The sequence below is a fragment of the Chryseobacterium sp. GTID13 genome (genome assembly GCF_056172655.1).
In genome coordinates this window covers 132,456-144,638 of the sequence record NZ_JAOCMB010000005.1, presented here as the reverse complement: position 1 = coordinate 144,638, position 12,183 = coordinate 132,456, and the positions used below count along the sequence as shown (strand labels likewise).

General features: G+C 38.0%; 10 protein-coding genes and 1 pseudogene. 7 read left to right on the top strand and 4 right to left on the bottom strand.

Annotated features, from left to right (window positions below; all coding sequences use genetic code 11):
• Together N4G44_RS06610 and dnaA are read right to left on the bottom strand one after the other, a co-directional pair.
• Positions 1 to 450, bottom strand: coding sequence for a low molecular weight protein-tyrosine-phosphatase (locus N4G44_RS06610; protein ID WP_474925374.1), 450 nt, complete (start codon positions 448 to 450; stop codon positions 1 to 3).
• A 115-nt stretch (positions 451 to 565) separates the two neighbouring features.
• Entirely contained in the window at positions 566 to 2,020 is a 1,455-nt protein-coding gene (gene dnaA / locus N4G44_RS06605) for a chromosomal replication initiator protein DnaA (protein ID WP_048503571.1), read from the bottom strand.
• A gap of 135 nt (positions 2,021 to 2,155) precedes the next feature.
• Here dnaA and N4G44_RS06600 point away from each other — a divergent pair, with 135 nt between their 5' ends.
• The 5 genes and pseudogenes from N4G44_RS06600 (at position 2,156) to N4G44_RS06580 (ending at position 7,531) form a co-directional block, all read left to right on the top strand.
• Positions 2,156 to 2,581 carry an acyl-CoA thioesterase gene (locus tag N4G44_RS06600; RefSeq protein WP_474925371.1) on the top strand — a complete coding sequence of 142 codons (426 nt, stop codon included), beginning with the start codon at positions 2,156 to 2,158 and terminating at the stop codon, positions 2,579 to 2,581.
• Between the two features lie 122 nt (positions 2,582 to 2,703).
• Positions 2,704 to 3,552, top strand: a complete 849-nt coding sequence (gene pheA / locus N4G44_RS06595) for a prephenate dehydratase (protein WP_474925370.1) — start codon at positions 2,704 to 2,706, stop codon at positions 3,550 to 3,552.
• A gap of 361 nt (positions 3,553 to 3,913) precedes the next feature.
• Positions 3,914 to 4,636 carry a hypothetical protein gene (locus N4G44_RS06590; protein ID WP_474925369.1) on the top strand — a complete coding sequence of 241 codons (723 nt, stop codon included), beginning with the start codon at positions 3,914 to 3,916 and terminating at the stop codon, positions 4,634 to 4,636.
• A 105-nt stretch (positions 4,637 to 4,741) separates the two neighbouring features.
• Positions 4,742 to 6,951 (top strand): annotated as a pseudogene (locus tag N4G44_RS06585) (DUF2339 domain-containing protein).
• A gap of 139 nt (positions 6,952 to 7,090) precedes the next feature.
• Positions 7,091 to 7,531 (top strand): hypothetical protein, encoded by a 441-nt coding sequence (locus N4G44_RS06580; RefSeq protein WP_474925367.1) that lies wholly within the window; start codon positions 7,091 to 7,093, stop codon positions 7,529 to 7,531.
• 58 nt (positions 7,532 to 7,589) lie between these two features.
• On the opposite strand, the gene N4G44_RS06575 is transcribed toward N4G44_RS06580, so the two are convergent.
• Complete coding sequence (locus N4G44_RS06575) at positions 7,590 to 8,867, bottom strand: replication-associated recombination protein A (protein WP_474925365.1); 1,278 nt, start codon at positions 8,865 to 8,867, stop codon at positions 7,590 to 7,592.
• Positions 8,868 to 8,969: 102 nt separating this feature from the next.
• Between N4G44_RS06575 and yidD the strand changes: the two genes are divergently transcribed.
• Positions 8,970 to 9,221, top strand: coding sequence for a membrane protein insertion efficiency factor YidD (gene yidD, locus N4G44_RS06570; RefSeq protein ID WP_474925363.1), 252 nt, complete (start codon positions 8,970 to 8,972; stop codon positions 9,219 to 9,221).
• Positions 9,222 to 9,644: 423 nt separating this feature from the next.
• The gene (gene lgt / locus N4G44_RS06565; protein ID WP_474928287.1) at positions 9,645 to 10,511 is read left to right on the top strand and encodes a prolipoprotein diacylglyceryl transferase; all 867 of its coding nucleotides are present in this window, start codon (positions 9,645 to 9,647) and stop codon (positions 10,509 to 10,511) included.
• A 74-nt stretch (positions 10,512 to 10,585) separates the two neighbouring features.
• Here lgt and N4G44_RS06560 read toward each other — a convergent pair whose 3' ends face one another.
• The gene (locus tag N4G44_RS06560; RefSeq protein ID WP_474925362.1) at positions 10,586 to 12,085 is read right to left on the bottom strand and encodes an NAD(P)H-hydrate dehydratase; all 1,500 of its coding nucleotides are present in this window, start codon (positions 12,083 to 12,085) and stop codon (positions 10,586 to 10,588) included.
• Positions 12,086 to 12,183 lie beyond the last annotated feature (98 nt).

Genomic DNA, 12,183 nt, shown 5'->3' with positions numbered 1-12,183 from the left:
TTATGATAGAATTTGATTTTTAATAGCATCACAACCTTTATCCAACAACTGAAAAACATCTTCAAAATCCTTCATATCTCCCCAGTACGGATCGGGAACCTCAGCATTTTTATGGTCTCCTAAAGCTTCAAGAAATAATGAGATTTTCTGGCGCTGTTCTTCATTTTCAGCCTTTGAAACCACGTCTTCATAAACGTCAATATCCATGCAGTAGATTTTATCAAAGGTTTCAAGATCTTTTTTTATAATGGGCCTGGATTTTTGCCTTGAAATATCAATATGATGGTTTGCCGCTGTTTTTATTGCCCGCTTATCGGGATGTTCGCCTTCATGCATAGAGATAGTCCCAACGGAATCCACGAAAAAACCTTCAGGAAGTTTTGTTTTCATAATTCCTTCTGCCAAAGGACTTCTGCAAATGTTTCCCAGACAGACCATCAGTATTTTCATAAAAGATTAAATGATTTTAATTATTTAAAGATTCTGTTATTACCAGCAACAAAACTAAATAAAAAATGAAGAATACGGATATTCTTCATTTCAATTTATTCAGATTGAATTATTTTTATTTCTTAATTCTTTCAGCAAGATCTTTAACGTACTTCTTTACTTCTTTGTCAATTTTCGATACGTCTTTAATGGTATCGCAGGCGTACATTACTGTTGAATGGTCTTTCCCGCCCATTTCTTCACCAATCTTTGTAAAGGTTGCATTGGTCAGCTCTTTGGAGAAATACATGGCCAGCTGTCTGGGAAGGGCAATTTCTCTTTTTCTGGTTTTAGAAAGAAGCTGCTCTTTTTTGATTCCGAAATAATCGCATACCACTTCCTGGATATAAGGGATGTTGATAACTTTCTTCTGGTTGGCAGCAATTTTATTGATCGTATCTTTCAGTAATTCAAGGCTTAAGTCTTTTCTGTAAACAGTTGAATAAGCAATTACAGAATTGATCACCCCGATAAGCTCTCTTACATTCGTTTTCGCTTCCGCTGCAAGGAAATCAAGCATATCTCCCGGAAGAACGATTCCGTCTCTGCTTAATTTGTCTACAATAATCTGTCTTCTTGTGGAAAGATCCGGAGATTTGATTTCAGCAGAAAGTCCCCATTTGAAACGGGAAACAATTCTTTCCTGAATATCCATAATATCTGCAGGAGCCTTATCCGAAGTAAGGATGATCTGCTTTCCGTTCTGGTGAAGATGATCAAAGATATGGAAGAAGCTGTCCTGTGTGGCAGATTTACCGGACAGGAACTGAATATCATCGATGATTAAAACATCCACCATTTGGTAGAAATTGGCAAATTCTGTCTGCTTATGTGCTTTCGCAGCAGAGATGAACTGCTGAATGAATTTTTCAGATGAAAGATAAAGAACCACTTTATCCGGAAACTGATTTTTTACTTCAAGTCCCACAGCCTGCCCCAGGTGAGTCTTCCCCACTCCATAACCTCCGTGAAGGAATAATGGATTGAAGGCGGTTGCGCCTGGTCTTTTGGCTATTGATCTCGCTACCGTGGCAGCAAATTTATTGCTTTCTCCTTCTATATAATTATCAAATGAATAATCAGACTTCAGGTTAGAATCTATATTTACTTTTCTTATTCCCGGAACCACAAAAGGGTTTACAATATTGGCAGAGAATCCCTGCGGCATTGTTTCCTGCATTTTTGGGGTGGGAACGCTTTTCCCCTTCATATTCATGGTCACTGGCTTCTCCTCACCGGTTGGCCTGTTTTCCATAACTGAGTACCATAATTTCACACCTTTTCCAAGATTTTTCTTCAGGGCAGCAGAAAGCAGGGACAGGTAATTATCCTCAATATATTCCTTGTAGAAATCACTCGGCACTATAAGCGTAAGGTTATTGGCAACCAACGAAAGTGGCTGTACCTTATCGAATAGCATGTCGAAGGATTTTTCAAGCTTCTTAAGATCAGAATTGTCCTCAGCAGCGTTCAAATTATCCCGCATAAACTGAAGGCACTTCTGCCATATCATCATTAAATTTTCATCCATATTTATGCCCCGATTAAATCTTTGTTAGTACTTTTTTTAGAAGGAAGACAAAGGTCCAATTTTTTCTTTTTAAAAAAAATATTGCAGGTATTGATTATTTAAAAATATATTTGTATGTGTAAATAAGGACTAAAAATGATACATACAACTCACTCAATACGAGTACGTTACGGAGAAACAGACCCTATGAAATATGTGTACTATGGAAACTATGCGCAGTACTTCGAAATTGGCAGAGTGGAACTCTTCAGAAGCATAGGAATATCATACGATGAAATTGAAAACCAAGGAATTTGGCTTCCCGTTTCGGATTATAAAATTAAATACATCCGTCCTGCCCTGTATGACCAAAAACTGGAAATCCATACCTATGTAAAAAAATTACCGGGGGTAAGAATTGAATTTGAATATGAAATCTTCAATGAAGAAAAGGTAAAGATCACGGAGGCATCCACTACTCTTTTCTTTCTGGACGCGAAAACCAGCAAGATTATAAGATGCCCGGATTTTTTAATGAAGATGATTGAAACTAACTGGAAAGAGACTACAGAGGAAATATAAAAAAGCGAAAATTGAAGGGTGAGTCTTTATATCCCATAACCTTAATTAAACCCTCTTCTTTAAACTTTGAACTATAATTCGCACCTTTGTCTTTTAATCATAACAACACCTTATATTTACTTATGAAGATTGCATTTTTGGGACCTCATGCCAGCTTTACACAGCTTGCAGCCACACAGCTTTTTCCCGGGGAAGAACTTTTGCCACAGGCCAATATTCTGGACTGTTTTAACGCTGTGAATAGCGGAGAAGCTGAAAAAGCAGTTGTCCCTTTGGAAAATTCTATTGAGGGTACAGTTTCCATGACGCTGGACTACCTCTATAAAACACCAGCCATCAAAATCGAAGCGGAAGGAGTAATGCCTATTGCCCATCATCTGATGATCCACCCTGAGAACAATATGGAGGATATAGAAAAAATATATTCGCATCCTCAGGCTTTAGCGCAAAGCTTTCATTTTCTGGACAGCCATTATAAAGATATAACGAGACAGGATTTTTCTTCTACGGCAGCCGCGGCAAAATACGTTTCTGAGAATAAGGATTTAAAGATAGCTGCCGTAGCCAACCAGTTTGCAGCCAATTTATATGGATTGAAAATCGTCCAGAGGAATATTCAGGATTTTGAACAGAATCATACCCGTTTTATCGTTATTACCAAGCAGAAAACCGAGTATCACAATACAGATCTTGAAATTTTAGGCGAAAAATCAGGCATGCTGATCAATCTTCCGGAGGATCATGCCGGTGGCCTTCACCAGGTACTTTCTGTTTTTGCCTGGAGAAAAATGAATCTCAGCAAGATTGAATCTCGGACTTTGAAAACAGGGCTTGGCAATTACTTCTTCTTTATCAACGTTGTTGGAAAATGGGAAGAGGTACTTCACGGCAATGCTCTTCTGGAGCTTGAATCGATTAATGCAGAAGTGGATTTCCTTGGAAACTATAAGGAATTCCTCCTCGAAAGTTAAAAATATAACATAGAAGAATTTAACACTGCTCTTACAGCAGTGTTTTTTTTAACCTGTGCCATCTTGGCAGGTTGCATTCCTGCCATAACGGTGGCTTACACTGTCACAAAAAGTGACACTTTAAACATTTAAAAAAATATTTAATTCATTTAATAGAGATATATGAAAATAAATATTTATTTTTACCTCAATATAATTTTAAAAAATAACATCCCATAACCATATTACGGAATAATATGCATTTTAGAATTAAGATATATTTGAAACATTCACATCATAACAAATATTTAATTGAATAAATCGCAATACAAGGCATGATTTTTGCATTCATCTCCAAGAAAACTAACTAAAAAACTTACTTATGAAAACCAAAATTTACAGCTTGCTTTTAGCTCTTTCTGCAGCTTCAGCATTTTCCCAGGTCGGAATCAATACAGCTACCCCATCCGCTACATTGGATGTGAACGGAACCTTGAAAGTAAGGGATACCCAAATGATCCCCGCTTTGCCGGGATATACCCTTATGGTCGTGAATGATGGAACATTTCAGGTTGCCAAGGTAGACCCACAGATTATTATCGATGCTGCCACAACTGCATCCGGTACTAATACTTCGGTGTATGCTGCGAAAAAAACCACCGGACTGAACCTGATCAGTTTAGGCCTTTTTCCGTCCGGGTTCAGAGCAGTTAATTTCTTAGCTGCTGAAAGATCAGTAGGAAGTGGTTCTTTATTCTCTGATACTGACAATACGTACACTATACCCTCTACCGGAGTATACGCTGTAGGATACACTTTCCGTTACGGCGCAGGTTTACAGGCAGCCTTACTTACCAATACCCCGGGAATAGGAATTTTCAGAAACAGAGCCGGAGTCGGTACCCTCATCGACAGTCGTGTATTCAGTGGTATTACCGTACCTCTTGTTTTAAGCTTAACGATTTCTGAAAGCAGCATCAATTCCCTGTATTCATTCCAGGCCGGAGATAAAATTTCATTCGGGCTTACAGGATCTTCACTTCTTGATGCAGGAATATTAGGAACCAGTACAAGCTCTTTCTACATTTACAAAGTATCTAATTAATAAGATAAATTTAATCACTCTGCACGGTTAATCCATCACAGAATATGTGGTGGATTAATTTTTTATCCTGTTACAATTAGTTTATATTTGATAAAAAACTAAAGAATGAGCGGAATGCTTCTGACGATATTAATCATCATTATCATCATCTTTTTTGTCTTCAATCATCTTAATAACAGGATCAGGAAGCTTGAAAAGGAAGTTTTTGATCTGAATCAGAAAATCAATCAGCCCAAACAAAATAGGGAAACGCTTTACCAGCCTGTATTGAATGAAGAAGTCTCTGTAAGTCATCAGACTCAGGATATTATTGCTCCTGTACCAACAACTCCTGATGAACCGCCTGCACCTGAAAAGGATTGGCTGGAACCTGTTTTTAACTTTTTAAGACAAAATATCCTTACCATTATCGGAATTTTCACACTGGTTCTGGGAATCGGGTATTTTGTAAAATATGCCATTGACAAAAACTGGATCGGAGAAAGTGCAAGGGCCGGAATAGGTCTGGCTGTAGGAGCAGGAATCATGCTCACAGGACATTTTCTGAGGAAGAATTATGCTGTTTTTGCTTCCATCATTACCGGAGGGGAATTGCCGTACTCTATTTTACAACCACCATTGCATTCCGGGAATACCATCTGTTTACCCAGAATACTGCTTTTATTATTACAACGCTGGTTACTGTAATTTCTATTGTTCTGGCCCATTATTACAAAAGCGAGGTTCTTATTATTTTTGCCTTACTCGGTGGGTTTTCAGCTCCGCTGATGATCAGCACCGGCGAGAGCAACTATCTCTTCCTATTCACCTACCTTACGCTTCTGAATATTGGCATGCTCGTCACTTCATTTTTAAAGGAATGGAAGAGCGTGGGATGGACATCTTATATCTTTACCAGCCTCTATCTTTTCTTCTGGACTATAAAGCAGCCCGATCTTGTGAGCATTGCTTTTTATATGATCAATTATGTTATTTTTTACATTTTTGCTCTTCAGAATCATTTCAAAAAGGATATACTTTCACCATGGGAAACTTTGCTGCTGGTATTAATTAACTTTTCCAGTATTATCGGGTTGATTTATATTTTCAAGACATTACACTATGAACCTGTCATTATTTTCCCGCTTCTTTTTGCAGCGCTTAACGGTATACTTCTTTTAAGGGAATATGGAAAAAAGAGTTTTGGTTTCAGTTATTCTATTTTCGCGGCGCTCACAATAAGCCTGATCACGGTGGCGGTTGCTCTTCAGTTTAGGAGCCACCTCATTACGAGTGTTTGGGCAATAGAAGCTTCACTGCTCCTTTATATCTGGAAAAAAAGCGGCCATTCAATTTTCAAAACATGCTTTTATGTTCTGTTTCCTCTAGTTATCATTGCACAGATCATAACATGGTCGGAATACCTGAACAAAGAACACATGGGTATTGTATTTAATCCTGTCTTTTTAACCAGCCTTGTCACTGTTACGACTACGATCATCAATCTTTTCCTGTTAAAAAATATCAATGAATCCCACAAACAGGAAGACAGTTTTTTTGAAAATGTTTTTACCGTTATAAGCTACAGTATCATCTATATTTCGCTTCTTCTGGAGATCACTTATCATATTTCGGATATGCCGTGGCCGGCTGTTACAAGTATTGGTCTTCTGTTCAGCATCTATTATATCTTTATGCTGATGATATTCAGGAAAAAACTGGCTATCGGCAGTATGATTCAGACAGGTCTTATCTATCTGTTTCTTATTCTGATTGTCTTGAATGCTTCGTTTGCGGCTTCAGCAGTCGTTGATGCAGTTTTACAGAAGAAACTTACAGCCGGTTTTTACATGATCCATCTTCTTCACTGGATTCCTTTTGTATATATTTTGTGGAATACCGCTTCCGGCTCAGATTTTTACAAAACCAGAATTTCCTACTGGATGATTTCAATAACGCTTGTAATTGCCGTAAGCTGCGGGTTCTATCATACTTATATTCTCAGCTCCGTAAATGATCTTTCCCTTGTCTACAAGGCAAAGGAACATTTCAATATCCTTTATCTTCCGATCATATGGACTGTGCTGGCCAGTATTTTTATATACATGAGCTTAAAAAAGAACATTCCGGAATACAGCAGAATTGGTTTTGTCCTCATAGGAATTATGGTCCTGAAGCTTTACAGCTATGATGTATGGCAAATGGACAATATTTCAAGAATTACTGCCTTTATCATACTGGGAATCATTTTATTACTAAGTTCTTTCACCTTTCAGAGGCTGAAAAACATTATCAAAAATATGGTTGATAAAAAAGAGGAAGAAAAAGAAAGTTAATAAGAAGCCTCCAATAGCTTTTCTAAAAATTAAAAATTCCTAACAAATGTTTTTATTTCTAAACAATATTTAAAAATTCATTCACATTTTGTAAAAATTAATTATATTTATCCAGTTTTTAACAGTTACATATCCGGTTATGAAAAAAATACTCTATTCTTTTTTAATATTATCATCTGTAGCATTATCTGCCCAGAAAAATCCTTCTGTAAAATTCGCGGTTGCCAATGATGTAGTAGGAACAGTAGGCATGTTCAATGCAAGAAAAGCCATTGTTCAGAGCTCAAATGTTTATAAAAGTCCAGCCGGCCTGCCTCAGGGTTTAAAAAAATACAGCTTCATTGCAGAAAAAGGCCTGACGGAATTTAAAATCAAGAATGGGCAAGAAGGTTTGGATACCATCTCCCTAGCCCAGCTGAATTCACAATACGGAGTACCTGAAAATACACCGGTTTTTATTGAAGGTTACGAATTCCCTGACAGCAGCACAAAGATCTATGGTGACATCATGGGTAATGTGGAAGTAAAGGATCATGACGGAAGAAAAACCGTTTTCCTGAGTACAAATGGTATAAAATAATAGCACAATACTTATCAATTATATAACAAAAGGATACTTTGAAAGTATCCTTTTTATTTTAATATCTGTCGCTCCATTTTTTCTTCAGCTCCTCGTAGATCTTCTTCTCGGTAGCGTTGTTGCCCGGCTGGTAAAGCTTTTCGTTTTTAATTTCTTCAGGCAGAAAATCCTGTTCTACAAAATTCCCTTCATAGGAATGGGCATATTTATATTCTTTACCGTAATCCAAGTCCTTCATCAGTTTGGTCGGTGCGTTTCGCAGATGCAGAGGAACAGGCAGGTTTCCAGTTTTCTTGACAAGAGCCAATGCATCATTAATAGCCATATAGGTAGAATTGCTTTTAGGAGAAACAGCAAGATAAACTGCCGTTTCACTTAAAATGATCCTTGATTCCGGGTTTCCTATTACATTAATGGCCTGAAAGCAGTTGTTCGCAATCACCAAAGCATTAGGATTGGCCAACCCGATATCTTCTGCGGCAAGAATAAGCATCCTGCGTGCAATAAACTTGATGTCTTCCCCGCCTGCAATCATTCTCGCCAGCCAGTACACCGCTCCGTTCGGATCTCCCCCACGCATAGATTTTATGAAAGCGGAAATAATATCGTAGTGCTGCTCACCGTTTTTATCATAAAGCGCCATTGTTTCCTGCAAAACACCCAGAACATCTTCATTCGTGATCTCTTTTGTGTCCGAATTCCTGTATTGGTTCAGGACCAGCTCAACGGAATTGATCAGCTTTCTGGCATCCCCGCCGGAATACTGGATGAATGCTTCTTTTTCCATGATCTTAAAATCTGTTCCTTCATCTTTATTGTATCTACGGGAAGCAGTATCTATCAGGTCCTCCAGTTTTTCGTAGCTCAATGCCTTTAAAATATATACCTGACTTCTTGACAAAAGTGCAGATACCACTTCAAAGCTTGGATTTTCTGTAGTAGCGCCAATTAATACGATCCAGCCCTTCTCTACAGCATGCAGTAAGGAATCCTGCTGGGATTTGTTGAACCGGTGGATTTCATCGATGAATAAAATGGGAGACTTTCCGGAAAAAAGATTCTGCTTTTTAGCATCCTCAATCACATCACGTACATCCTTAACCCCTGAAGAAACTGCTGAAAGCTTATAGAACTTCCTGCCCGATTTTTCTGAAATAATTTCAGCAAGGGTTGTTTTTCCGGTTCCAGGAGGACCCCAGAGAATCAGTGAATTTAATGTGTTATTTTCAATCATTTTTCGGATTGTCCCTTTTTCACCGGTAAGATGTTCCTGCCCAAGAACTTCATCGAGGGTTTTGGGTCTTAATTTTTCGGCTAATGGTATATTCTGGCTCAAGATATTTTATTTTTTGATCAACAGATTCAGAGGTATACGATCCCTGAAACTTCTAACAAAATTAAACCAATTTTAATTTATTTACCCTATTTTTGTATTGTTTTGAAACTTACATTCAATAAAGTCATCAGTTTTCCTTTGGTAATTTTGATCAAATTTTACCAATGGTTTATTTCGCCCCTACTTCCCAAAAACTGCCGGTATGAACCTACCTGCTCCCATTATATGGTGGAAGCCCTTCAGGTGCATGGTATATTCAAAGGATTGTGGCTGGGCATCAGAAGAATTTCAAAATGTCATCCGTGGGGAGGCAGCGGCTATGATCCCGTTCCCCCGAAAAAATTAAATCAGTAATAAACTATTAAATCAATAGAAATGAGTAATCTAATTTTCAGAATTTACCTCATCGTATTTGCATTCATTACCCAATCTATGTTTGCCCAGAATTACCCCGGAGGTTTATCCGACGGAACTCTGAAGGTAAACGGAAACAATGTTCCGGTAAAAATCTTTTCCACCACAGAAATAGGTGACCTTAATGCTTTTCCGGAAAAAGCTACAGGCAACGATGTTTTGGTTATTCTGAACGAATCCAATTTTGAACCTGCTTATTTTAACTACAGCGCAACAACTTTAGAAAAATACAAGACTGCCCGCTACCAGTTTTTTGACAAGAATTTTAAGCTGATCGACAGTCCCGCTACAAAAGAAAATATCACCGATTTCAAATATGCCGTAAAAACAGCAAAACCAATTAACGGATCTGACACTGTAGCCCTGGAAACGCCTTTCAAAATCTGGGATCCTTCAAAAGGTATTCACATATTTTCAGCCACCTTGCATTTTTATAGCCTGATGTTCGTTTTTGCCTTTGGTTTCGGCTATGTTCTGATGTCAAGGATCTTCAAGATCGACAATGTAAACCAGAAATACCTTGAACCGCTTTTCACATGGACGCTGATCGGAACTATTTTGGGAGCAAGATTAGGCCATGTTATTTTCTATCAGCCAGAATTGTTTAAAGAAGATTTCTGGAGTGTATTTCTGCCGATAAGCACTAAAAACGGAATTAAATTCACAGGATTTTCAGGGCTTGCCAGCCATGGAGCTACAATTGCTTTAATTTTCACTACATTATATTATTCATTCAAAATCATCAGAAAAAATCCTTTCTGGGTGTATGACAGACTGGGCATTGTAGTTGCTTTGGGCGGTGCATTTGTAAGGCTTGGGAATTTTTTCAATTCTGAGATTGTAGGAAAAGCTGCTGCTCCTGATTCTCCTTTGGCTATCCTTTTCCCACAGCAGAGCAGTGAATATGGCCCTACGGTTCCCCGCTATCCGGGCCAGCTCCTTGAAGCCATCGGTTATGTGTGTCTTTTTGTTTTATTATGGATATTATATAGAAAAACAAATAAAAAATACCAGCAGGGATGGCTGTTCGGGTTGTTCTTTATTATCCTTTGGGCGATCAGGTTCTTTGTTGAATTCCTCAAAGAGCCTCAGGGCGACGAGTTCATCCAGATTGGCGGACTGAATACGGGACAGGTGCTTTCCATTCCGTTTATGATTGCAGGAGTGGTTATCATGATTATTTCAAAAAAATTCAAAATTACTCAGGCAGAAAACGAAAAACCTGAATAATTCAGTAATAACACAAAAATTAAAGCTTTTCAGAGTCATTTCTGAAAAGCTTTTTTTATTTATTTTCTTTAAGGCTATCTTTCCAAAAGCTTAAATACATTTCCCAGCTCATTGATAACGTCTGTTGGCAGCATTGATTCCCTGGAGTGTTTTTCCGCGGCAAAATCAGCTGCTTTTCCATGGAGCCAGATTCCCAGAATTGCTGCCTCTTCCTCAGAATATTGCTGGGCTGCAAGCGATGTGATAATACCGGTAAGAATATCACCGCTCCCTCCTTTTGCCAACCCTGAATTCCCTGTAATATTATAGTAAACCTTTCCTTCAGGGGTAATAACCTGGGTATGATGATCTTTCAAAACAATATATATCCGGAATTCTTTAGCCTTATTTTTTGCCAGATCGAGTCTTTGATAAGAGTCTTCTGATTTTCCAAAAAGCCGTTCAAATTCTTTAGGATGCGGAGTTAGGATGGAGTTTTCAGGAATTAATTTTAAGTTCGATTCATTCTTTGCAATAATATTCAAGGCATCGGCATCCAAAACCAGGGGTTTTGAATATTCTTTTAAAAATTTTAAGAATGCCTTCCGGGTTTCAGCATCAGTTCCTAAGCCGGGACCTATTCCGGCTACAGTATCTTTTTCTATATCAAAATGCTCAATATAAGTTTCCCCTCCTTTAATGAACATGGCTTCCGGGCAGGAAGACTGAAGAATTTCATAACCACAGTTGGGAGCAAGGGTAAATGTAAGACCTGCACCCGTTTTCAATGCAGACCTTGTGGAAAGTACTGCTGCTCCTATTTTCCCATAGCTTCCGGCAGCTATTGTAACTTTACCGTAAGTCCCTTTGTGGGAAAATTCTGATCTCGGCTTAAAGATATTTTCAATAACGGTATCATCAATAACAAAATCATCAGTTTCTGTATGGGAAACATATTCTTTGCTTAGATCTATATCCAGAATAATCACTTTTCCGGCATAAGGCCCTGTTTCAGGATGTAAAAAAGCTTTTTTCCAGGATTGGAAGCTCAAAGTATAATCTGCCTTAAAAACAGTGGCGTCTTTCTGAGAAATTCTGTCCGTGAAAAGACCGGAGGGAATGTCCACAGAGATTTTAATATTGCTTCTTTCATTTAACTGATCGATGATTTCTTTATATTCACCTTCTATATTCCTGGACAATCCGGTTCCAAAGAGTGCATCAATAATGATTGTTTTAGCATCAAAATGATTCTGATCTATATCTTTGAATTCTTTTACGGATATCCCTGAAAAATCCCTCAGCTTTTTAAAGTTCACTGTTCCGTCGTCTGAAAACTTTGATCGGGAATCTTTAATAAATACATCTACATCGAAACCTTTCAGATAAAGTATTCTTGCAACAGCAAAACCATCACCGCCATTGTTTCCGTTTCCACAGAAAACGGCAAATTTCCTATAATTTTTACAGTTTTCAGAGATCCAGCCTGCCAATGCTTCCGAAGCCCTTTCCATAAGCTGGATGGATGAAACAGGTTCATTCGAAATGGTAAACCGGTCCCAGTCACGTATTTGTTCTGCAGTGAATATTTTCATAAGATGGTGTAAACTTTTAACCAAATTACGAAAGTTTTTTCTGACATCTCAGTCTAAATGATGACAACAATAAAATATTAGCTAAAAGAATAAATTCA